Annotated in this window: 20 protein-coding genes; 4 read left to right on the plus strand and 16 right to left on the minus strand. The window is 72.9% G+C overall.

Annotated elements, in window-relative coordinates; genetic code table 11:
* Positions 1 to 4: 4 nt before the first annotated feature.
* From ACTMS9_RS23585 to ACTMS9_RS23610, 6 genes are all read right to left on the minus strand, one after another.
* Positions 5 to 1,144, minus strand: coding sequence for a branched-chain amino acid ABC transporter permease (locus ACTMS9_RS23585; protein ID WP_441148921.1), 1,140 nt, complete (start codon positions 1,142 to 1,144; stop codon positions 5 to 7).
* Entirely contained in the window at positions 1,141 to 2,019 is an 879-nt protein-coding gene (locus tag ACTMS9_RS23590) for a branched-chain amino acid ABC transporter permease (protein WP_357616097.1), read from the minus strand. Before ACTMS9_RS23590 ends, ACTMS9_RS23585 begins: the two co-directional genes overlap by 4 nt.
* 28 nt (positions 2,020 to 2,047) lie before the next feature.
* Positions 2,048 to 2,764, minus strand: a complete 717-nt coding sequence (locus ACTMS9_RS23595) for an ABC transporter ATP-binding protein (RefSeq protein ID WP_441148922.1) — start codon at positions 2,762 to 2,764, stop codon at positions 2,048 to 2,050.
* Positions 2,761 to 3,606, minus strand: a complete 846-nt coding sequence (locus ACTMS9_RS23600) for an ABC transporter ATP-binding protein (protein ID WP_441148923.1) — start codon at positions 3,604 to 3,606, stop codon at positions 2,761 to 2,763. Before ACTMS9_RS23600 ends, ACTMS9_RS23595 begins: the two co-directional genes overlap by 4 nt.
* 195 nt (positions 3,607 to 3,801) lie before the next feature.
* Complete coding sequence (locus ACTMS9_RS23605) at positions 3,802 to 5,355, minus strand: long-chain-fatty-acid--CoA ligase (RefSeq protein ID WP_441148924.1); 1,554 nt, start codon at positions 5,353 to 5,355, stop codon at positions 3,802 to 3,804.
* A 76-nt stretch (positions 5,356 to 5,431) separates the two neighbouring features.
* Positions 5,432 to 6,184, minus strand: coding sequence for an SDR family NAD(P)-dependent oxidoreductase (locus ACTMS9_RS23610; RefSeq protein ID WP_441166067.1), 753 nt, complete (start codon positions 6,182 to 6,184; stop codon positions 5,432 to 5,434).
* 121 nt (positions 6,185 to 6,305) lie between these two features.
* Here ACTMS9_RS23610 and ACTMS9_RS23615 point away from each other — a divergent pair, with 121 nt between their 5' ends.
* Complete coding sequence (locus tag ACTMS9_RS23615; protein WP_441166030.1) at positions 6,306 to 7,520, plus strand: acyl-CoA dehydrogenase family protein; 1,215 nt, start codon at positions 6,306 to 6,308, stop codon at positions 7,518 to 7,520.
* Entirely contained in the window at positions 7,517 to 8,176 is a 660-nt protein-coding gene (locus ACTMS9_RS23620) for a TetR/AcrR family transcriptional regulator (protein ID WP_441166031.1), read from the plus strand. The genes ACTMS9_RS23615 and ACTMS9_RS23620 overlap by 4 nt, the downstream gene beginning before the upstream one ends.
* 12 nt (positions 8,177 to 8,188) lie before the next feature.
* Here the strand turns inward: ACTMS9_RS23620 and ygiD are convergent, their stop codons facing one another.
* The 3 genes from ygiD to ACTMS9_RS23635 form a co-directional block, all read right to left on the minus strand.
* Complete coding sequence (gene ygiD, locus ACTMS9_RS23625) at positions 8,189 to 9,058, minus strand: 4,5-DOPA dioxygenase extradiol (protein ID WP_441148927.1); 870 nt, start codon at positions 9,056 to 9,058, stop codon at positions 8,189 to 8,191.
* A gap of 77 nt (positions 9,059 to 9,135) precedes the next feature.
* Positions 9,136 to 9,675 (minus strand): RNA 2'-phosphotransferase, encoded by a 540-nt coding sequence (locus tag ACTMS9_RS23630; protein ID WP_441166032.1) that lies wholly within the window; start codon positions 9,673 to 9,675, stop codon positions 9,136 to 9,138.
* A 90-nt stretch (positions 9,676 to 9,765) separates the two neighbouring features.
* Positions 9,766 to 10,398 (minus strand): maleylpyruvate isomerase family mycothiol-dependent enzyme, encoded by a 633-nt coding sequence (locus tag ACTMS9_RS23635; RefSeq protein ID WP_441148929.1) that lies wholly within the window; start codon positions 10,396 to 10,398, stop codon positions 9,766 to 9,768.
* Between the two features lie 103 nt (positions 10,399 to 10,501).
* On the opposite strand from ACTMS9_RS23635, the gene ACTMS9_RS23640 reads away from it, so the two are divergent.
* A complete protein-coding gene (locus tag ACTMS9_RS23640; RefSeq protein ID WP_441166033.1) occupies positions 10,502 to 11,491 on the plus strand; it encodes a sigma-70 family RNA polymerase sigma factor in 990 nt (329 codons plus the stop codon).
* 541 nt (positions 11,492 to 12,032) lie between these two features.
* Here ACTMS9_RS23640 and ACTMS9_RS23645 read toward each other — a convergent pair.
* Both ACTMS9_RS23645 and ACTMS9_RS23650 read right to left on the minus strand, forming a co-directional pair.
* Positions 12,033 to 13,997 (minus strand): alpha-galactosidase D, encoded by a 1,965-nt coding sequence (locus ACTMS9_RS23645; RefSeq protein WP_441166034.1) that lies wholly within the window; start codon positions 13,995 to 13,997, stop codon positions 12,033 to 12,035.
* A gap of 81 nt (positions 13,998 to 14,078) precedes the next feature.
* Positions 14,079 to 15,245, minus strand: coding sequence for an ROK family transcriptional regulator (locus ACTMS9_RS23650; RefSeq protein ID WP_441148932.1), 1,167 nt, complete (start codon positions 15,243 to 15,245; stop codon positions 14,079 to 14,081).
* 201 nt (positions 15,246 to 15,446) lie between these two features.
* Here ACTMS9_RS23650 and ACTMS9_RS23655 point away from each other — a divergent pair, with 201 nt between their 5' ends.
* The gene (locus ACTMS9_RS23655; protein ID WP_441148933.1) at positions 15,447 to 16,406 is read left to right on the plus strand and encodes an acetylxylan esterase; all 960 of its coding nucleotides are present in this window, start codon (positions 15,447 to 15,449) and stop codon (positions 16,404 to 16,406) included.
* A 25-nt stretch (positions 16,407 to 16,431) separates the two neighbouring features.
* On the opposite strand, the gene ACTMS9_RS23660 is transcribed toward ACTMS9_RS23655, so the two are convergent.
* The 5 genes from ACTMS9_RS23660 to ACTMS9_RS23680 all read right to left on the minus strand — a co-directional run bounded on the left by ACTMS9_RS23660 (position 16,432) and on the right by ACTMS9_RS23680 (position 21,222).
* Positions 16,432 to 17,190 carry an SDR family NAD(P)-dependent oxidoreductase gene (locus tag ACTMS9_RS23660; protein WP_441166035.1) on the minus strand — a complete coding sequence of 253 codons (759 nt, stop codon included), beginning with the start codon at positions 17,188 to 17,190 and terminating at the stop codon, positions 16,432 to 16,434.
* 75 nt (positions 17,191 to 17,265) lie between these two features.
* Positions 17,266 to 18,570, minus strand: coding sequence for an enolase C-terminal domain-like protein (locus ACTMS9_RS23665; protein ID WP_441166036.1), 1,305 nt, complete (start codon positions 18,568 to 18,570; stop codon positions 17,266 to 17,268).
* Entirely contained in the window at positions 18,570 to 19,409 is an 840-nt protein-coding gene (locus ACTMS9_RS23670) for a fumarylacetoacetate hydrolase family protein (protein WP_441148936.1), read from the minus strand. Before ACTMS9_RS23670 ends, ACTMS9_RS23665 begins: the two co-directional genes overlap by 1 nt.
* Entirely contained in the window at positions 19,406 to 20,248 is an 843-nt protein-coding gene (locus ACTMS9_RS23675) for an amidohydrolase family protein (protein WP_441148937.1), read from the minus strand. Before ACTMS9_RS23675 ends, ACTMS9_RS23670 begins: the two co-directional genes overlap by 4 nt.
* Positions 20,245 to 21,222, minus strand: a complete 978-nt coding sequence (locus ACTMS9_RS23680; protein ID WP_441148938.1) for an aldo/keto reductase — start codon at positions 21,220 to 21,222, stop codon at positions 20,245 to 20,247. The genes ACTMS9_RS23675 and ACTMS9_RS23680 overlap by 4 nt, the downstream gene beginning before the upstream one ends.
* Positions 21,223 to 21,247 lie beyond the last annotated feature (25 nt).

The following is a 21,247-nucleotide window of genomic DNA, read 5'->3' on the forward strand; positions in this document are numbered from 1 at the left end:
AGAGTCAGGGGTGCGGGGTCCGGCGGCCCGGCCGGAGGCGTGCGGTGAGCCTGCGGGCGGCGCCCTGGAGGCCGCCCGGGGCCGCGAGCATGACGACGATGAGGATCAGACCGAACACGGCGAGGGCCAGGTTGCCCTCCAGTCGCTGGGCGAGGCCCGCGGGCAGGGTGAAGGTGTCGGTGACGAGGCTCGGCAGGTCCTGCAGGGCCACCAGCAGGACCGCTCCCCAGACCGCCCCGGCGAGGCTGCCCAGCCCACCGATCACGATGGCCATCAGCAGGAACAGCGACAGGTCGAGGGCGAACTTGCCGGGGGCCACGGTGGCGGTCAACATCGCGTACACGCCACCGCCCAGGCCGGCGCAGGCGGCGCTCACCACGAAGGCGAGCACCTGGTTGCGGGCGACGTGGATGCCGGCGAGCCGGGCGGCCACCTCGTCGTCGCGGACGGCGCGCAGGGACCGGCCGAACCGGCTGCGCACCAGGTTCGCCATGAGCAGCATGGTCAGCAGCGCGGCGAGCAGCGCGACCCAGGCCAGCCACCGTTCCGGCTGGAAGTACGACCCCAGGAACGCCGGCGGCGTCTCCGCCGGGAAGCGCAGCCCCTGCTCGCCGTTGAAGACGCCGGTGAAGATCGTGGCGATCGCCGGGACCAGGGTGGCGACGGTCAGGGTCACGCCGGCCAGGTACGGCCCGCGCAGCCGGGCGGCGGCCAGCCCGATGACCAGCCCGGCCGCCGCGGTCACCGCGACGGCGGCCAGCAGGGACAGCGGCAGGATCCACCGGCCCTGCACCGCGCGCGCCTCGAAGGCCCGCTGGACCAGCGCGACGGTGTACGCGCCGGTCGCCATCAGCGCCCCGTGCCCGAGCGAGAGCTGGCCGTTGAGCCCGACCAGGACGGTGTAGCCGGCGGTGACGCAGAGGAACGCGCAGACCCGGGCGACCTGGAGGTTCTGGTACGGCGGCAACTGGTTGGTCAGCAGCACGACCAGGGTGCCGGCGAGCACGGCCGGGACCAGGTGGCGCAGCAGCGTGGAGCCGCCCGCCGGGGCGGCGTCCGGCGCGCCGGGCAGCAGCCGGCGCAGCGGTGACGGCCGGCCGGGTGGCGGTTCGGCCGTGGACACGTCGGGCTGGGTGGTGGTCACACGTGCCTCGCTCTCGCGCTGGAGAAGAGCCCGCCGGGGCGGACCAGCAGGACCGCCAGCAGCAGGACGAGGACGGCCAGCGGCGTGGTGTCCGGGCCGAGGTAGCCGGTGACGTAGGACAGGATCAGGCCGACCAGCAGGCCGCCGACCACCGCCCCGGCGGGGCTGTCCAGGCCGCCGACGACGGCGGCGGTGAACGCGACGACGAAGACCAGGTCCATCGCGTGCGGGTGCAGCCCCAGCCCGGTGGGGATGACCAGCATGCCGGCGAGGGCGCCGACCGCGGCGGCCAGCGCCCAGCCGACCGTGAGCATCCGGTTGACGTTCACCCCGAGCAGCCGGGACACCTCGGGAGCGAAGGCGGAGGCCCGCATCCGCAGGCCGATCGGCGTACGGGTGAACAGCAGCGCGAGCAGCACCACGACCACCAGGACGGCGCCGAGGACCCACAGGTCGTACGGGGACAGTGCGGCGATCCCGCCGATCGACAGGGCGTCGGTGTCGAACGGCGCGGCCGCCGGCCGGTACTCGTTGCCGAAGACCATGCCGAGCACCGCCTGGATCAGCAGCACCAGGCCGAGGGCGACGATGACGTCGTTGAGCGGGTTGGCGTGACCGACGAAGCGCATCAGCACCCGCTCGACGAGCGCACCCATCGCCAGCCCGGCGAGGACGGCCGCGCCCAGGCCCAGCCAGTACGAACCGGTGGCGGAGGCGACGGCGTAGCCGACGTAGGCCGTCGCCACCGCCATCGCGCCCTGCGCGAAGTTGACCAGACGGGCCGCCCGCCAGATGAGCACCAGGGCGAGGGCGAACGCCGCGTAGACGGCGCCGGTGGACAGTCCGTCGAAGGTGAGGAACAAGAACCGGTCCAAGAACGGATCCTTCCTACGGGTGGGGTGGTCAGAACCCGAGGTACGCGTGACGTAGCGTCTCGTCGTCGCGAAGCTGCGCCGCCGGGGTGGCCATGACGACGCGGCCCAGGGACATGACGACGCCCTGGTCGGCGACGGAGAGGGCACTGCGCACGTTCTGCTCAACGAGCAGGACGGTCAACCCGGTGTCGTCGCAGAGCCGGCGCAGCAGCGCCATGATCTGCGCGGTGACCCGGGGTGCGAGGCCGAGCGACGGCTCGTCGAGCAGCAGCAGCCGGGGCCGGGCGATCAGCGCCCGACCGAGGGCGAGCATCTGCCGCTCCCCGCCGGAGAGCTGGTGCCCGGCGTGCCGTCGCCGCCGGGCCAGCGGCTCGAACAGCTCGTACACCTCGTCCTGGGCGCGCCGGGCGTCGGCGCGGTCGCGGCGCCACAGCCCGCCGAGGCGCAGGTTCTCCTCGACGGTCAGCTCGGCGACGATGCCGCGGCCCTCGGGCACGTGCGCCAGGCCGCGGTGCACCAGCGCCTCGACGCGGACGCCGCGCAGGTCCGCGCCGTCGAACCGGACCTGGCCGGTGGTGGGACGCAGCAGGCCGGACAGGGTACGCAGCAGGGTGGTCTTGCCGGCGCCGTTGGCGCCCAGGACGGCGGCGATGGTCCCGGTCGGCACCTCGAAGGTGACATCGCGCAGCACCGGCACCGGGCCGTAGCCGGAGCTGAGCCCGTCGACCGCCAGGATGGCGCTCACGGCGCGACCACCGGACCGGCGGCGGTGCCGGTGGCGCCGGCCGGGACGTCGGCGCCGAGGTACGCCTCGGTCACCAGCGGGTCGTCGCGGACCTGCTCCGGGGTGCCGGCGGCGATGACCTTGCCGAAGTCCAGCACCACGATCTCGTGGCAGACGGACATGACCAGGTCCATGTGGTGCTCGACGAGCATGATCGAGCAGGCGGCGTCGGCCCGGCCGGGCAGCCCGGTGATCAGCTCGGCCAGCTCGCCGATGTCCTCGGCGCCGAGCCCGCCGGCCGGCTCGTCGAGCAGCAGCAGGCGGGGTCGGGCGATCAGGGCGCGGGCGAGGGCGACCCGCTTGCGCACCGCGTACGGCAGGGTGCCGGGCGCGGCGGCGGCGTGCCGCCCGACGCCCAGCTCGGTGAGCAGGTCGAGGGCCTGTTCGCGCAGCCGCCGTTCGTCACGGTCGCTGCGGGGCAGGCCGAACAGGGCGGTGGTGAAGCCGGCCCGGGCGGCGTGGCTGGCGCCGGCCATGACGTTCTCGACGACGGTGAGGCCGGGGAAGAGTCCGACGCCCTGCAACGTGCGGGCGATGCCCAGGCGGGTGAGGCGGTGCGGACGCGGCCGGAACGGCCGGCCGTCGAGGGTCAGCGAGCCGCTGGTCGGCGGGACGAAGCCGCAGACCACGTTGAACAGGGTGGTCTTCCCGGCGCCGTTCGGGCCGATGACGCCGACGATCCGGCCGGGCGGCACCCGCAGGGAGACGCCGTCCAGCGCGACCAGTCCGCCGAACCGGACGCCGACCTCGCGCAGGACCAGGTCGGTGCCGTCGGCGGGAGTGTCGGTGGGTGGTGGGCTCATCTTCACCTTCTACGGGACGCGGCGACGGGGGAAAACGCGGTGCGACTCGGGCGAAGCATCAGGGGGTGGTTATTACACCGGGAGTGTACTTTTCGAGCGGAGACCGTCAATGACTTGTTACGACGCTGTGATGTGGACGGGTCTTACCAGGACAATGAGGGCGACCCGGGCCGCCATCGACCGGATTCGTGAGAGCTATTGCACTTCCTGTGCAGGCGTTTCCAGCAGGTCTTTCTTCAACTCGCGCTTGAGCAGCTTGCCGGTCGGGCCCTTCGGCAGTTCGGCCACGATGCGGACCTGCCGCGGGTACTTGTACGCGGCGAGCCGCTCCCGGCAGTACGCCACCAGGTCGTCGGGCGTCACCTCCGCGTCCGGCGTGACGCTGAGCACCGCCACCACCTCCTCCCCCAGCTTGGCGTCGGGGCGGCCGAGCACCGCCGCCTCGACGACCGCCGGGTGGGCGTACAGGACCTCCTCGACCTCCCGGGGGTAGACGTTGTAGCCACCCCGGATGATCATGTCCTTCTTGCGGTCGACGATGAACAGGTAGCCGTCTGAGTCGGCGTACGCCAGGTCTCCGGTGTGGAACCAGCCGCCACGGAACGCCTCGGCGGTCGCCTCGGGATTCTTGTAGTAGCCCTTCATCACGTTGTGGCCGCGGACGACGATCTCGCCGACGTGCTCGGGCCCGGGCGGTAGCGGCCGGTCCGCGTCGTCGACGATGCGCGTCTCCACGCCCCAGATCGGCTTGCCGATGGAGAGCACCTTGCGCTGCTCGGCGCTGATGTTGAACGTCGTCGTGCTGGCCGTCTCCGACAGCCCGTACCCCTCCAGGATCACCACGCCCGGGAACCGCTCCTCGAAGGACCGGATCACCTCGCCGGGGATCGCCGCCCCACCGGAGACGCCGACCCGCAGCGAGGAGAGGTCCCGACCGGTGAGGTCGGCCTGCAACAGGGCGAAGTACATGGTGGGTACGCCGGAGAAGATCGTGCACCGGTGCCGCTCGATGGCGTCGACCACCGGCCCCACCTCGAAGCGCGGCACGAGCACGATGGTGCCGCCGTAGCGCACCGCCACGTTGAGCACGCTGGAGAGGCCGAAGACGTGGAACAGCGGCAGGACGGCCAGGCCGATGTCGTCGTCGCGGAAGCCGAACAGCTCGCCGCCCACGGTGCAGTTCATGTAGAGCTGGAAGTGGGTCAGCTCGGCGCCCTTGGGCCGACCGGTGGTGCCGCTGGTGTAGAGCAGCACGGCCGTGTCGTCGGCGGCCGTCGGCGCGATCTCGCCGGTGTCCTCGGCCGCGTACAGCTCGTCGAAGTGCCGGGTGCCGTCGGGCCGCCGGTCGCTGCCCGGCAGGTTGACCACGTACGTCGTCACGCCGTCGACCTCGGCGGCCCCCTTGGCCGCCTCCTGCGCGAACAGCTCGAAGGTGATGAGGACCTTGGTGTCGGAGTCCGCCAGGTGGTACGCGACCTCACCGGCGCGCAGCAGCGGGTTGAGCGGCACCATGACCAGGCCCGCCTTGAGGACGGCGAAGTAGGCGAAGAGGAACTGCGGCACGTTCGGCAGCTGCACCGCCACCTTGTCGCCCCGGCGCAGGCCCAGCCCGAGCAGGCCGGCGGCGACCCGCCCGGAGATCTCGTCCACCTGGCGATAGCTGAAGGTCAGGTGGTCGAGGTGGCAGAGCGGCTTGTCGGGATGCGCCCGGCGGGGCTCCCGGAGGATGGTCGCGAGGTTGAAGCTCATCGGTGCTCCTCCTGTACGGCGAGTCGCGGGACATCGAGCAACGTGACAGCCGGTCTACGCCCTCCGCCCTCGGGCGTCAAGGCATGACGAGGCCGCCGTCGACCGGCACGGTCACCCCGGTCACGTACGACGAGGCGTCGCTGGCCAGCCAGATCAGCGTGGCGGCGAGCTCCTCGTGCTCGCCGAGCCGCCCGGCCGGGGCGAGCGCCTTGACCATCTCGAAGGTGCCCGGCTCGAGCTGGTCGCTCATCTCCGAGGCGAAGAAGCCGGGGGCGAGGCAGTTGACCCGGATGCCCTTGCGGCCGGTCCACTGTGCCGCCAGGTCGCGGGTCAGGCCGATGACACCGGCCTTGCTGGCGGCGTACGCGGCCTGCGGAATGCCGCCCGGGCGCAGGCCGATGACGCTGGAGATGTTGACGATGGCGCCGCCGCCGGTCGCCGCCCGGGCGAACGCCTGGGCCATCCAGTAGCTGCCCATCAGGTTGACGTCAACGACCGAGCGGAACTGCTCCGGGGTCTCCCGGGAGGCGGGCACGGCGGTGCCGACCCCGGCGTTGTTGACCAGCACGTCCACCCGACCGAACTGCTCGATGGCGGTGGCGACCAGCGCCTGGCAGTCCTCGGGCCGGCTGACGTCGGTGGCGCGGGCCGCGTACCGCCGGCCGGCCGCCTCGACCAGCTTGCCCGTCTCCGCCAGGCGCTCGACGCGGCGGGCGCCGAGCACCACGTCGGCACCGGCCTCGGCGAGCGCGCGGGCGAACGACACCCCCAGGCCGGAGGAGGCGCCGGTGACGACGGCGACCTTCCCGTCGAGGCGGAACCGGTCCATCACGCTCACCCTGGGGCTCCTCACGGTCACGGTGCTCTGGACGCCATACCGACCAGCCGGTATGTTCGGCGTCCGGCGACGGTAGCGAGCCGCCGACACACCCGTCAATGGGGAGCCAGCCATGGATTTCGAACCGAGCGCACGGTCCGCCGAGTACCTCAAGCGGCTCCAGGAGTTCATGGACGACCACGTCTACCCCGCCGAACCGGTCTACGCGGCCCAGCGCGCCGAACTCACCGAGGCCGGCCGCCGCCACCACCTGCCCGCGGTCGTCGAGGAACTCAAGGCCGAGGCGCGCCGCCGGGGGCTGTGGAACCTGTTCCTGCCCGACGTCTCCGGGCTGACCAACCTGGAGTACGCCCCCCTCGCGGAGCTGACCGGCCGCTCCATCGAGCTGGCCCCGGAGGCCGTCAACTGCGCCGCCCCGGACACCGGCAACATGGAGATCCTGCACATGTTCGGCACGGACGAGCAGAAGGAGCGCTGGCTGCGCCCGCTGCTCGACGGCAAGATCCGGTCGGCCTTCGCGATGACCGAGCCGGACGTGGCCTCCAGCGACGCCACCAACGTCCGCACCCGCATCGAGCGCGACGGCGACTCGTACGTCATCAACGGCCGCAAGTGGTGGACCACCGGCATCGCCGACCCGCGCTGCGCTGTCATGATCGTGATGGGCAAGACCGACCCGTCGGCGGACACCCACCGCCAGCAGTCGATGATCCTGGTCCCGGTGGACACCCCCGGCGTCGAGGTGGTGCGCTCGCTGCCCGTCTTCGGCTACCACGACCAGCACGGCCACGGCGAGGTCGTCTTCACCGACGTCCGGGTCCCGGCCTCGCACCTGCTCGGCGAGGAGGGCGGCGGCTTCGCCCTCGCCCAGGCCCGGCTCGGCCCCGGCCGCATCCACCACTGCATGCGCGCCATCGGCCTGGCCGAGCGGGCGCTGAGCCTGATGGTGCGCCGCGCCACCACCCGGGTCGCCTTCGGTCAGGAGCTGGCCCGCCAGGGCGTGGTGCAGCAGCAGATCGCCGAGTCGCGGATGGCGATCGAGCAGGCGCGGCTGCTCACCCTCAAGGCGGCCTGGATGATCGACCGGTACGGTGCCAAGGCCGCCCGCACCGAGATCGCCGCGATCAAGGTGATCGCGCCCCGCGTCGCGCTGGAGGTGCTCGACCGGGCCATCCAGGTGCACGGCGGGGCCGGCGTGTCCGACGACTTCCCGCTCGCGGCGATGTACGCGGGCGTCCGTACCCTGCGCATCGCCGACGGCCCCGACGAGGTGCACGTGCGCGACGTCGCCCGCCGGGAGATCCGCCGCCAGCTGGAGTCGCGGTGACCGTGGTGACCGAGGCCGCCGTCACCACCGAGCGACGGCGGGCACCCCGCGGATCGGCCCGGCAGAGCATCGTCGCGGCCGCCACCGAGCTGTTCGCCCGGCGCGGCTACGAGGCGACGAGCGTCCAGGAGATCGTGGCGGCGGCGGAGGTGACCAAGGGGGCGCTGTACCACTGGTTCGGGTCGAAGTCCGAGCTGCTGACCAGCATCTACCGGGAACTGCTCGCGGAGCAGACCCGGCGGCTGGCCGAGATCGCGGCCGGCGACGGGCCGGTCGGGGAGCGGCTGCGCGCCGCGGCCCTCGACGTGGTCGAACACACCGCCGAACACCTGGCCGAGCTGACCGTCTGGGCCCGCTCGGCGCACCTGCTCGACGACGAGCACGCCGAGGCCACCCGCCGGGAGCGCCGGCGCTACCACGACCTGTTCCGCGACCTGGTGCACGAGGCCCAGTTGGCCGGCGTGGTCCGCGCCGACGTCTCCGCCACCGTGGTCACCCACACGTTCCTCAGCGCCCTGGGCAACATCCACACCTGGTTCCACCCGGACGGGCCGCTGACCTTCACCGAGGTCGGCCACCAGCTCGTCGCGCTGTTCGTCGACGGCGTGCGCGCCCCGGCCGAGTCCGCGCCGAGCGGGGACCCGGCGCGGGGCTGACGCCGGCCGGGGTCAGATGTTCGCCGAGTCGGCCGGCACGTCGGCCGGCAGCGACGGCGCGCCCGCCGGCTGGTCGCCACCCGGGCAGGCCAACCCCAGGGTGTACGCCGTCATCGACAACGACCCGTACGCGTACCCGTTCACCAGCACCTCGGGCCGGGTCCTGGTCGCACCGGCGATGCCGGCGAGATAGAGCAGCGGGATGAAGTGGTCCGGCGTCGGCACCGCCGACCCGAAGTCGCGGTGGGCGTCCAGCCGGGCCGCCTCGGAGGGCTCGGTCCGCATCACCTCGCGGGCCGCGTCGTCGAAGCGCCGCGCCCAGTCGAAGCCCTGGTCGACGAGCTGCGGATCCACCCCGCCCAGGTTGTGCACCACGTTGCCGCTGGCCACGATGAGCACCCCGCGCTCGCGCAGCGGCGCGAGCTGGGCGCCCAGCCCCAGGTGGTAGTCCAGCCCCTTGAAGGCGTTGATGCTCAGCTGCACCACCGGGATGTCCGCCGCCGGGAAGGCGTGGGTCAGCACCGACCAGGTGCCGTGGTCGATGCCCCACGAGTCCACGTCGGCGCCCACCCAGGTGGGATGCACCAGGTCGCTGACCTCCTCGGCCAGCTCGGGCAGGCCCGGCGCCGGGTACTCGACGTCGAAGAGCTGCGGGGGGAAGCCGTAGAAGTCGTGGATCGTGCGCGGCCGGGGCATCGCGGTGACGGCGGTCGCGCCGATGTACCAGTGCGCCGAGATCACCAGGATCGCCCGGGGCCGTGGCACCGCCCGCCCGAACGCCCGCCAGGCCGAGGTGTACCGGTTGACCGCCAGGGCGTTCATCGGGTTGCCGTGGCCGAAGAAGGCGGCGGGCATCGTGCCGGGGCTGGTCTGACCGCTCATGCCGCTCCCTCCGGGTCGTGGTCCGAGGGTAATCCGGCGTGGTCGGCGTCGCGGCCGATCGGGCGCGGAACGCGCCGTCAGGCGACGAGGTAGGCCGGCGGCACCGCGTCGGTCAGCCACACCCCGTTCGCGCTGCGGTAGAAGACGTGCCCGTCGCGGGCCATCGCCGCCGCGTCGACGGTGAGCACCACCACCGTCCCGCTGCGGCGGGCGCCGACCCGCCGGGCCGTCGCCACGTCCGGCGACAGGTGTACGTGGTGCCGCCCGCCCCGGTGCAGGCCGGTGGCCCGGATCGAGTCGAGCGCGGCCGCGCCGGTGCCGTGGTACAGGTGCTCCGGCGGCGCGGTGGGCTCCAGCTGGAGGTCGACGGGGATGGAGTGCCCCTGGCTGGCCCGGATCCGCTCCACCCCGTCGGCGCCCCGCTCGACGGCGAAGCGCTGCTTGTCGTTACCGGCCACGACGGCGTCGACGTCGGCGCGGTCGATCCGCAGGGCGGCGAGCAGGTCGTCCACGGTGACCCAGCCGCCCCGGTCCGGCGCCAGGCCGAACTTCCCGGGCTGGTGGCGCAGTGCCAGTGACATCCGCTTGCTCAGCCGCACCAGCGCCCGATCGTCCATCGCACCATTGTCGACCATGGCCGGACGCGGTGGCGACGGGATACCGCCTCGCCCCGGACGCGCCCGGGCCCGGGGCGAGGCGCGCGCCCGCTACGGGTCCCGCCGACTGAACCGGGTCGCCGCCGGGCCGTCGAGCCGGCCGGACGGGAGCCGGCGCCCGCAGACCACCAGCAGCAGATCCTGGGCGAGCCCGCGCACGGGTGTGCCCTCGCCGTGGCACCAGTCGAGGTCGGTCGCCCGGAGCTGGACGCCGCTCAGGTCGGTGCCGAAGAACGCCACGTTGCGCGGCGACATCCCGGTCAGCACCATGGCGACCCGCTCCGGTGGGACGCGGCGGTCCAGCCCGAGGCCGACGGTGACGTCCAGGCCGTGGATGACGTCATGGGAGAGCGCCCCGCGCACGCCCCCGCCCGGCGGCGTCCACCGGTGCTCGACGTTGTCCCGCAGCGCCGCGAGCAACTGCGCGGGCGACAGCGCGGCGGCGTCGCGGCGGGCGGTCCGGTCGGCCATCCGGTTGACGTTCCCGCGCGCCCTGGCCAACTCCATCAGGGCCCGCCCGACCGAGGTCCGGAACGGCATCGTGGTGTGCGCGACGACCTCCCGCACCCGCCACCCGTCGCACAGCGTCGGCGCGTCCCACCGATCGGCGGGCAGCGCCGCCAGCAGGTCGACCAGTTCCGCCCGTTCCGCCACCACCGCGGCGCGGACATCGTCGTCGGTCATCCGGATTCCTTTCGTCCAGTGCGGGGCACCCTTCGCGGGGCCCTCGCAACTGATACGGGCCGGACCCGCGAAACTCATCGGTCGGTGGGCGTATGGTCGCCGGGTGCGGGAGAGAGCGGTCGCCGAGGACGTCCCGGTCGAGCTGCTGCGCACCGAACTGACCGGCTTCTGCTACCGGATGCTCGGCTCCGGGTTCGAGGCCGAGGACGCCGTGCAGGAGACGTTGACCCGCATCTGGCGGGCGTCCGACCGCTACGACCCGGCCCGCGGGTCGCTGCGGACCTGGGCCTACCGGATCGCGACGAACGTCTGCCTGGACATGCTGCGCGGCGCGCAACGCCGGGCCCGGGCGATGGACCTCGGCCCCGCCGCCGAGGCCGGTGCGGCGCTCGGGGCGCCGGCGCCGGAGCACGTGTGGGTCCAGCCGGTCCCGGACGACCGGGTGCTGCCCGGGTACGGCGACCCGGCGGAGCAGGCGCTGCGGCGGGAGAGCATCCGGCTGGCGTTCGTGGCCGCCCTGCAACACCTGCCGCCCCGACAGCGGGCCGTGCTGATCCTGCGCGACGTGCTCTGCTGGCGGGCCGACGAGGTCGCACACCTGCTGGAGGCCAGCGTCGCGTCGGTGAACAGCGCGCTCCAGCGGGCCCGGTCCACCCTGCGCACGGTCGCCCCCGACCCCGGGGAGCCGGTCCGGCCCGCCGACGCGGCCCAGCGCGAGCTGCTGACCCGGTACTGCACCGCGTTCGAACGCCACGACGTACCGGCCCTGGTGGCTCTGCTGCACGCCGACGCCACCATGTCGATGCCGCCGTTGCGCTGGTGGCTGCGCGGCCGGGACCGGATCGCGCAGGCGCTGTCCGACCCGGCGGCCTCGTGCGCGGGCTCGCGGCTGGTGCCCACCGCGGCGAACGGCGCACCGGCGTACTGGCAGACCCGGCCGGGGCCCGACGGCGTCCACCGGCCCTTCGGGCTGGTCATCCTGGACCTCGCCGGCGACCGGGTGCGGGGCATCACCACCTACCTCGACGCGGACCGGCTGCTGCCGCTGTTCGGCCCGCCGGCCCGCTCGACCGGTCCGGCGCCGGCAGCATGACGCCCCCGGGACCGGCCCGGGAACTCGCGGGGTCACGCGGAGCGGACGGACGGTGCGAGTCGGGTACCGGCCGCGTAACTGGCATATCCGATGAGATACCGCCACGCCTGGTCGTGCGCGCTCACCGACGGCACCCCGACACGACGTGGCTCATCGCCTCCGCCGGCGGTCGCGCCGTGTCATGCGGCCGACTTCGCCTCGTCAGGTAGTTCGACGCTCTGCTGCCCGACCGCTGCGGCGGCCCGGCGGACCGCGAGCGTCTCCCGGATCCGCCGCCGGGCCGATCGACAATGTTGCTCGTCGCGGTAGCTGCGACGAACTGGCCCAAAAATCATGTCCGACTCCTGAACGACACGGGGCGCGGTAGGCATCTGGATGTGCGGAACGGTGAGCAAGTTTTGCTTGCTTGACGAAGCAAAATTAGTCCTCGGTTGCCTGATCGAGCAAGCATTACCCGTATGGCCGCGGTCACAGAGCGTAGCGTCCGGATGGCGTGGGGGCCGGGGCGGCAGTGCCGCTCCGGCCCCCCGACGAGCCGTGCCTACCGTACGGTCAGCGGCACCTCGACCTTGTCGACGTCCGGTGAGTAGACCGGCGTCGTGCTGTCGATCTCGATCGTGTTGGCGCCGGCACGCAGCTGCATCGCTACGGTCACGGTGGCCGGGATGTCCCAACCACCGCTGGGCGGGAAGGCCAGGGTGACGGCATTCTGGCCGTTGGCCGAGACGGTCGCCGAGCGCGGGTCGTTCGTGGTGTAGCGGATGTTCACCTGGTAGGTGCCCGTCTTCGGCACGGTGACGCCGTTGATGCGCAGGGCGCCGCCGTTGTAGAGGTTGCCAACCTTCGCGCCGCCGGAGCAGTTGGCACAGCCGCCGACCGAGGCGCCCCGCACGAGGGTGTTCGTGCTGGCCTCCGCCTCGTAGCTGGCCACCTTGGGGGCAACACCCGTCGGGGTGACCTTGAACAGCCGGGAACCGTGCGACGGCAGGGTCGCCGAGATCGCGCCGTTGTGCACGCCCAGTTCTTCGCTCCGCCACACGTCACGGACGGTGGCGGTGCCACCGAAGCCGAAGCTGCTCCAGTTGGCGGTGACCTGGGCGGGGAGGCTGCCCATGTTGAACAGCGCGACGGTGTACGAGTTGTCAGCGTTCTTCATTCCCCAGACCTGCGTGGGGCCGGTCGGGGTAACCGGCCGGGCCGGGATGCCCTGCTGGTCGATCGCGATCACCTCGCGGTTGGTGAGCAGGGAGAGGCCGTACGCGTCGAGCTTGGTGAGGTCGTCACCGATGTAGAGCGGGGCCGCCGAGATCGCCCACAGCGTCATGTAGCTCTGCCGCTCATCCTCGGTGATGCCGTCCATCTCACCGTTGCCGACGTTGAGGGAGTCGAGGTTGTTCCAGCCGCCGGGGCCGGCCCAGGGCGTCCAGCCGGGTACGTTGTCCCACCGGACCTTCACGGAGTTGTTCCAGGTCACCAGCGTGTCGCAGTAGCACTCCACGTCGGTGTCGATCCGCCAGCCGTTGGAGTACCGCTTCCAGTCGGCGGCGTGGTTACGGTCGAGCGACCAGGACAGGAGAAACTCGATCGGGCGTCCGGTCCTGGCGATGGCCGCGTGCCAGGCGGCGACGTCCGCGACGTTGTTGTAGTTGTCGCCGCTGCGGAACGAGCCCGGGCCGACGCCGTCGAACTTGAGGAAGTCATAGCCCCAGTCGGCGATCAGCTGTGCCTGCGAGTCGACATACTTCTGCGCGCAGGGCTTCGAGAAGTCGATCTTGTACGCCCCGTCCCAGCCGTTCGTCGTACGCAGGTCCGGATAGACGATGTCGGCGGTGGTGCAGCCGGGGGCGTTCCAGATCGACACCGTGCCGCCGCCGTACAGGGGCTTGTTCAGCCCGACGGTGAGGTAGATGCCGGCCTTGAGGCCCTTGGCGTGGACGGCGTCGGCGACGTACTTCATGCCGCGCGGGAACCGTTCGGGCGAGGCGATCTCGCGCCCGTACCCGTCGGAGTTGATCTCCCATTGGTAGTTGGTGGACCAGCCCGCGTCGATGTTGACGTACTCGTAGCCGTAGGGCTTGAGCTTCGTGGCGAGCACGTCGGCCTGCTGGAGGACGTTGGCCTCGTTCAGCCAGCTCGCGGGACCGTTCGGGTTGACCCCCGGGTACTTGGTGGCCTGCAGGCTCCAACTGCTCCACCCCAGGTAGGGGCGGGCCGCGACGCCCTGCGCCGCCGCCCCGGCGGCCGCCTTCTGCGCGGCCGCCCGGTCGGCGGGCGACGGGTCCTTCGTGGTGGCGCCGGCCCCCGCGCTGTTCGGCGCTGGGCTCGGTTTCGGACCGGGTGCGGCAGCCTGCGTCTTCGCGCCGGGTGCGGCAGCCTGCGCCGGGATCGCGCCCGCGCCGATGGCCACCGCGAGGGTGGCGGCGAGGGCCACGCCGGTGCGGACCCGGCTCTCGCGCCGGGTGGGTGGTTCGACTCGCTGCGCGGTGGTGCGTAACGGTGACCTCACAGTCACACCTCCTGGTTTGGGGGGCCGAGGGTGGTGCCTGTTGCGATATGGCCGGCCGGGGGCCGGATTGACGCCGATGGTTCAGGGAACGACGAGCGACTGGATGCTCACGGCAGCCGCTCCGCGCGCCCACTCCTCGAAGGGCAGCGGGCGGATGGAGAGCGGGCACTGGGCGGCGGCACCGAACGCCTGGCGCTCGAAGCCGGTGCGGATGTGCGCCTCGAACAGGTCGTAGGCGGCCAGCCCCTCGCCGGACACGACGATCCGGGCGGGGCCGACCAGGTTCGCCACGGCCGCGATGCCGGAGCCGATCGCGTTGCCGGCACGGGCGAAGACGGCACCGACCTGCTCGTCACCGGCGCGGGCCAGGGCCACCGCGGCGTCAATGGTGAGTTCGGGCCGACCGGTGCGTTCCCGGGCCTGCCGGACGATGGCCTGGGTGCCGGCGATGGCCTCCACGCAGCCGCGACCACCGCAGTGGCAACTGGGGCCATCGGCGTCGACGGCGAGGTGACCGATCTCGCCGGCGACGCCGTGCGAGCCGGAGACCAGCCGGCCGTGGACGACCAGGCCGCAGCCGATGCCGGTGCCCACGGTGACGAGGGCGAAGGACTCGGCGCCCACCCCCTCGCCGAACCAGTGCTCAGCGGCGGTGAGCGCCTTCACGTCGTTCTCCACCGTGGCGGCGAGCCCGGTGATCCGGGCCGCGCGCTGGCCGAGCGGGACGTTGCGCCACCGCAGGAACGGCGAGTACCGGACCAGCCCGGTGGTGCGATCCACGTCGCCGGAGATGGCGAGCCCCAGCCGGCGGGTGCGGACCCGGTAGTCGCCGGGGCCGTCGAGCAGCCCGTCGACGAGCTGGCCGAGGTCGGTGAGGACGGCCTCGACGTCGGGGGCGGTCAGCGGCCGGCGGGCCGTGGCCCGTACCGCCGCACGGAGGTCGCAGACGACGCCGATGAGTTCATCGGCGGTGATCTTCACCCCGACGAAGAACTCGCGGTCCGCGCGTACGGCCAGTGGACTGGCCGGGCGTCCGGCGCCCGGACCGGTGCGTTCGGTCGCGGCCAGCTCATGCAGGTAACCCGTGTCGATGAGCGGGCGCGCGGCCTTGGTGACGGCGGCGGAGGACAGCCCGAGCCGGCGCGCGAGACTGACCCGGCTCAATGGACCTTCGGTCAGTACGGCGGTGAACACCGCCGTTGCCGCCGGGGCGACGGCGAGCGAGCCCAAGCCGGTCTCGGGAAACATAGCCGAAACCTAGGTTCAATAATTAACTTCGTCAAGTATTGATTCCGGCTGACCGGGAGTCCTACGCTCAGCCAGCCCGTCACGCACGCCCACGGAGACACCTGCGGCACGTCCATTGGGGAGTCGCGCCGGCGCTGACCAGGGCGGTGCCGGTTGCCGAGCGTACGTACCCGGCAGCGAGCAGCAAGAAAGGCAGTCGCCGTGGCCCTGTTCGATCTGCCCCTCGCCGAGCTGCGCGCCTACCGCCCGCAACGCGCCGAGCCGGACGACTTCGAGGCGTTCTGGCATGCCACGCTGTCCGCCGCGGCCGAGCACGACCTGGCGACGGAGTTCACCCCGTACGACGCCCTGCTACCCCGGGTGCACGTCCACGACGTACGGTTCAGCGGCTCCGGCGGGCAGCGGGTGGCCGGCTGGTTCCTCACCCCGGCGGACACGGCCGGGCCACTGCCGTGCGTCGTGCAGTTCATCGGCTACGGCGGCGGCCGGGGCCGGCCCCACGAGTGGCTGCTGTGGCCGGCGGCCGGGTACGCGGTGTTCGTCATGGACTCCCGCGGCCAGGGCGACGGCGACACCGTGGATCTGCCGGGCAGCGACTCGCCGCAGCACGGCGGCGTCCTGACCCGCGGCGTGCTGGACCCCGAGCAGTACTACTACCGCCGGTTGTTCACCGACGCGGTGCGGGCGGTGGACGCGGCGGCCAGCCATCCCGAGGTGGACGACAGCCGGATCCTCGTCGCCGGTGCCAGCCAGGGCGGCGGGATCGCGCAGGCGGTGGCCGGCCTGCACTCCCAGGTACGAGGCGCGCTCATCGACCTGCCGTTCCTGACCCACTTCCGGCGGGCCACCGAGATCACCGACACGCACCCGTACCAGGAACTGGCCGACTTCTGCGCGACGAACCGCGACCGGATCGAGCAGGTCTTCCATACGCTGAGCTACTTCGACGGCGTGCACTTCGCGGCGCGGGCCACCGCACCGGCGCTCTACTCGGTCGCGCTGATGGACGACGTATGTCCACCGTCCACGGTGTTCGCCGCGTACAACCACTACGCCGGCCCGAAGGAGCTGCAGATCTGGCCGTACAACGGGCACGAGGGCGGGGCGACGTTCCAGCCACCGATCCAACTGCGCTGGCTGCGCGACCTGTTGGCGGCCTGAGCCCCCGATCGGCGGCGCCGGCCGCTCAGCTGCGCCGTGCCGGGAGCCGCAGACCGGCAATGCCGCCGTCGACGGCGAGTGAAGTCCCGGTGACAGCTCCCGCGGCGGGTGAGGCGAGGTACACCACTGCCGCGGCGACCTCCGTGGCGCTGACCAGGCGGCCGGTCGGCTGACGCGCGGCGAGCAGCCGCCGCTCCGCGGCCGGGTCGTCGGCGCCGGCGAGCAGCCGGGTGACCCAGGGGGTGTCCACCGTGCCGGGCGCCACGCAGTTCACCCGTACGCCGTCGCCGACCAGATCCGCGGCCATGGCCAGGGTGAGGGCGTGCACGGCGCCCTTGGACGCGGAGTACAGCGCCCGGCGGGGCAGGCCGGCGGTCGCCGCGATGGAGGACACGTTGACGATGGCCGCCGCCGGTGACCGGCGGAGGTGGGGCAGCGCGACCGCGCTGGTGCGGGCCACACCGGCGACGTTCACGTCCAGCACGCGGGCCCACTGGGCGTCGTCGTTGTCCTCGACGGCGCCGACCGCCGAGATGCCGGCGTTGTTGACGAGGATGTCCAGGCGGCCGAAGGCGTCCACGGCGGCGGCGATGCCGGCCGCCAGGGAGGCGCGGTCCGCTACGTCGGCCCGCACGGCGCGGACCGCCGGTCCGGACGGCGCACCTGACGGGTCCAGGTCCAGCACGACCACCCGGGCCCCCGCGGCGAGCAGCGCATCGGTGCAGGCGCGGCCGATCCCCGAACCACCCCCGGTCACCACGGCGACCAGTCCGTCACAGGTCATGAACGTCTCCTTCTCATCCCGGCAGTCGTCGGAGCCGCTGCACCGCCGGCCGGCCGGTGGCGAGGTCGAGGTCGATCAGGCCCACGCGGGTCCGTCCGGGTAGGCGTACCGGGCGAGGCTGTCGGCGTGCATCTCGGCGGAGAAGCCGGGTGCGGTCGGCGCGTGGTAGTGGCCGTCGCGCACCACCACCGGGGTGCGGAAGTGCTCGTGCAGGTGACCGACGTGCTCGATGACCCGGTCGTCGGTGCTGCCGGAGACGGCCACGAAGTCGAACATCGAGAGGTGCTGCACCAGTTCACACAGGCCGACTCCCCCGGCGTGCGGGCAGACCGGTACGCCGTACTTCGCGGCCAGCAGCAGGATCGCCACGTTCTCGTTCACCCCGCCCACCCGGGCGGCGTCGATCTGCACCACGTCCACCGCCCCGGCCTGGAGCAGTTGCTTGAACACCACCCGGTTCTGCACGTGCTCGCCGGTGGCCACCCGGATGGCCCCGCCCGACGGCGCGGCGGTGGCGAGCGCGGCCCGGATCGCGGCGTGCCCGAGCACGTCGTCGGGGCTCGTGGGCTCCTCGATCCACCAGGGGTCGTAGGGCGCCAGGTCGCGCATCCACGCGATCGCGTCGGGCACGTCCCATCGCTGGTTGGCGTCCACGGCGATGCGGATGTCCGGCCCGACCGCCGCCCGGGCCGCCCGGAGCCGTCGGAGGTCGTCGGCCCGGTCGGCGCCCACCTTGAGCTTGATCTGGGTGAACCCGTCGGCGACGGCCTGCTTGGCCAGCCGTACCACCTTGTCGTCGTCGTAGCCGAGCCAGCCCGGCGAGGTGGTGTACGCGGGGTAGCCGCGCTCGGTCAGGATCGCCGCGCGGCCGGCTCGGCCCGGTTCGGCGGCGCGCAGCATCCGCAGGGCCTCCGCCGGGGTCAGGGCGTCGGTGAGGTACCGCCAGTCGACCAGGTCGACGATCTGCTCGGGGCTGAGCTCGGCCAGGTACCGCCAGACGGGCTTGCCGGCCCGTTTGGCGACCAGGTCCCACATGGCGTTGATGACCGCGCCGGCGGCGAGGTGCACCACTCCCTTCTCGGGGCCCAGCCAGCGCAGCTGCGAGTCGTGGGTGAGGGATCGGGCGAACGCGCCCAGGTCGACGGTGTCCGGGTCCAGGCCCACCACGAACGGGACGAGGGCGTCGATCGCCGTCCGGCAGATGTCGTTGCCGCGGCCGATGGTGAAGGTGAAGCCGTGGCCGTCCGGGCCGTCGTCGGTGCGCAGCACCAGGTACGCCGCCGAGTAGTCGGGATCGGGGTTCATCGCGTCGGATCCGTCGAGCTCCCGTGAGGTGGGGAACCGGACGTCGTACGTGTCGACGCGGGTGATCCGGGCCATCAGGCGCTCCTCATCGTGCTGCGCTGCCGGCCGAGACCGTCGATCTCGACCTCCATGACGTCCCCGGGTGACAGATACGGGAACCGTCCGGACAGCGCCACCCCCTGCGGCGTTCCGGTGTTGATCACGTCCCCCGGGTCGAGCACGGTGTACTGGGACAGGTGCCAGACCAGGTACGCGACGTCGAAGATCATGTCTTTGGTGGTGGAGTCCTGGCGGGGCTCGCCGTTGACCCAGGAGCGCAGGCGCAACGCCTGCGGGTCGGCCACCTCGTCGGTGGTGACCAGCCAGGGTCCGAGCGGCTGGAACGTCTCGCACGACTTGCCCTTGGACCACTGCCCGCCGGAGACGGTGAGCTGGAAGTCGCGTTCGGAGACGTCGTTGGAGAGCACGTACCCGGCGACGTGGGCCAGCGCCTCGTCGGGCGAGGACAGATAGCGGGCCTGACGGCCGATCACCACGGCCAGTTCGACCTCCCAGTCGGTCTTCGTCGACCCGCGTGGAATCAGCACGTCGTCGTACGGGCCGACCACCGTGTTGGGGGCCTTGTAGAACACGATCGGCAGCTCGGGCGGCACCGAGCCGGATTCCGCGGCGTGGGCCGCGTAGTTCTGTCCGACGCAGAGGATCGCGCCGGGGCGGGCGATCGGGGGGCCGATCCGCTGGCCGGTGACGTCGATCTCTGGAAGGTCAGTGGCCTCGCGGGCTCGCCGCAGTCCGTCGCCGGCGAGAAAGGTCGCGTCGATGTCGGCCGTCAGCCCCGACAGGTCGAGGTAGTGCCCGTCGTCGTACCGTACGGGCCGTTCCTGACCCACCGGCCCGACGCGCATGAGTCTCACGAACCAACCTCCAGTGCGTAGGTGCGAATCGCGGTGCCGGCCCTGACCGCCGATCGCTCGTGCGGCGACAGCTCCGCCAGGCAGGCGTCGAGCGCCGCCAGGGCACCCGCGTACGTGGTGACCAGCTCGCACACCGGCCAGTCGGAGCCGAGCATCAGCCGCTCGGGGCCGAAGAGCTCCAGCGCGGTGTCGACGTAGGGCCGGATGGTGTCCGGGCCGGACCCGGGCCCGGTCTCGGTGAGCAGGCCGGACACCTTGGCGGTGACGTTGTGGCAGGCGGCCAGCCGGGCGATGGCCGCCCGCCAGCGGGCGTGGGCGCCCGCGGCGATCGGTGGCTTGCCGAGGTGGTCCAGGACGAACGTGGTGCCCGGGGTGGCCCTGGCCGCCTCGGCGCAGGCGGGCAGTTGTCCGGTGTGGACGATGAGGTCGACGGTCAGTCCGGCGGCGCCGGCGGCGGCGAGGGCGGCCCGGACGTCGGGGCGGGCCAGATGGTCCGGGTCGGTGACCGCCTGCACCTGGTCGCGGATGCCGACCAGCTTTGCGCCGCCCGGCAGGGCGCGGTAGCCGGCCAGGGTGGTGGCGAGGTCGGGGTCGGTCAGGGACGCCCAACCGACGACGCCGGCGATCCGCGGCGTGCCGGCGGCGAGGGCCAGGAACTCGGCGGTCTCGGCGCTGTCGCAACGGCCCGCCTCGACCAGGACCGTCGCCGTCACGCCCGCCTCGGCCAGGCTGGGCGTCAGGTCGCCGAGGGTGTAGTCGCGGCGCAGCGGCTCCAGCCCGGGTGCCGCGAGCCAGGGGTAGTCGGCGGTCCACACGTGGTGGTGGGCATCGACGATCACGGCGTCGGCACCTCCTCTGCCAGCAGTCCCTCGGCCTTCAGGTCGGCCCACAGCGCACCCGGGACGTCCCACTGGAACATCGCGACGTTGTCGGCGATCTGCCCCGGGTCGCGGGCGCCGATCACCACGCTGGCGACGGCCGGGTGTCCGAGCGGGAACTGGATGGCCGCGGCCCGCAGCGGCACCCCGTGCCGGTCGCACACCGCCCGGATGGCGGCGGCCCGGCCCAGGACGGTGCGGTCGGCCGGGGCGTAGTCGTAGTGAGCGCCCGGGCGTGGGTCGGCCAGGAGACCGGAGTTGTAGACGCCCGCGGCGAGGACGGCGACGCCCCGCCGCGCGCACAGCGGCAGCAGCTCGGCCAGGCCGGACTGGTCGAGAAGCGTGTACCGACCGGCGAGCATGACGCAGTCGAAGTCGCCCTCCCGGACCAGCGTGACGAGGCCAGGAGCGTGATTCATGCCGGCGCTGACCGCACCGATCTCGCCGGCGGCGCGCAGCTCGGCGAGGGCCGGGTAGGCGCCGGTCATCGCCTCGGCGAGGTGGTCGTCCGGGTCGTGGAGGTGCGCGATGTCGATCCGGTCGAGTCCCAGCCGTTCCAGGCTCCCGGCATGACAGCGGCGGACCCCGGCGGCGGAGAAGTCGAAGACCGGGGCGAGGTCGGTCGACTCCGCCCAGAACTCCTGCCGCTCGCGGCCGTCGGGCACGAGCAGGCGACCGACCTTGGTGGAGAGGGTGAACTCGTCGCGCGGTCGGCCGGCGAGCACCGCCCCGGCCCGGCGCTCCGACAGCCCGCACCCGTACAGCGGGGCGGTGTCGAAGTAGCGCAGTCCGAGATCCCAGGCCGCCTCCACGGTGGCCCGGGCGACCTCGTCGCCGACGGCGGTGAACAGCCCGCCGATCGGCGCCAGCCCGAGCCCCAACCGGGTCACCGTCAGGCCGGTACGCCCCAGGGGCACCTTCTCGGTGGCCTTCACGCGCCGACCTCCCGCGATGCTATTT

The organism is Micromonospora sp. L31 (assembly GCF_052068075.1).
GTDB classification, from domain to species: Bacteria; Actinomycetota; Actinomycetes; order Mycobacteriales; family Micromonosporaceae; genus Micromonospora; species Micromonospora purpureochromogenes.

Excerpts from the sequence above, each read along its gene's own strand:
- ACTMS9_RS23600 (WP_441148923.1), bottom strand. The coding sequence starts at position 3,606 with ATGAGCCCACCACCCACCGACACTCCCGCCGACGGCACCGACCTGGTC.
- ACTMS9_RS23605 (WP_441148924.1), bottom strand. The coding sequence starts at position 5,355 with ATGAGCTTCAACCTCGCGACCATCCTCCGGGAGCCCCGCCGGGCGCAT.
- ACTMS9_RS23610 (WP_441166067.1), bottom strand. The coding sequence starts at position 6,184 with ATGGACCGGTTCCGCCTCGACGGGAAGGTCGCCGTCGTCACCGGCGCC.
- ACTMS9_RS23615 (WP_441166030.1), top strand. The coding sequence starts at position 6,306 with ATGGATTTCGAACCGAGCGCACGGTCCGCCGAGTACCTCAAGCGGCTC.
- ygiD (WP_441148927.1), bottom strand. The coding sequence starts at position 9,058 with ATGAGCGGTCAGACCAGCCCCGGCACGATGCCCGCCGCCTTCTTCGGC.
- ACTMS9_RS23630 (WP_441166032.1), bottom strand. The coding sequence starts at position 9,675 with ATGGACGATCGGGCGCTGGTGCGGCTGAGCAAGCGGATGTCACTGGCA.
- ACTMS9_RS23635 (WP_441148929.1), bottom strand. The coding sequence starts at position 10,398 with ATGACCGACGACGATGTCCGCGCCGCGGTGGTGGCGGAACGGGCGGAA.
- ACTMS9_RS23650 (WP_441148932.1), bottom strand. The coding sequence starts at position 15,245 with ATGTTTCCCGAGACCGGCTTGGGCTCGCTCGCCGTCGCCCCGGCGGCA.
- ACTMS9_RS23660 (WP_441166035.1), bottom strand. The coding sequence starts at position 17,190 with ATGACCTGTGACGGACTGGTCGCCGTGGTGACCGGGGGTGGTTCGGGG.
- ACTMS9_RS23665 (WP_441166036.1), bottom strand. The coding sequence starts at position 18,570 with ATGGCCCGGATCACCCGCGTCGACACGTACGACGTCCGGTTCCCCACC.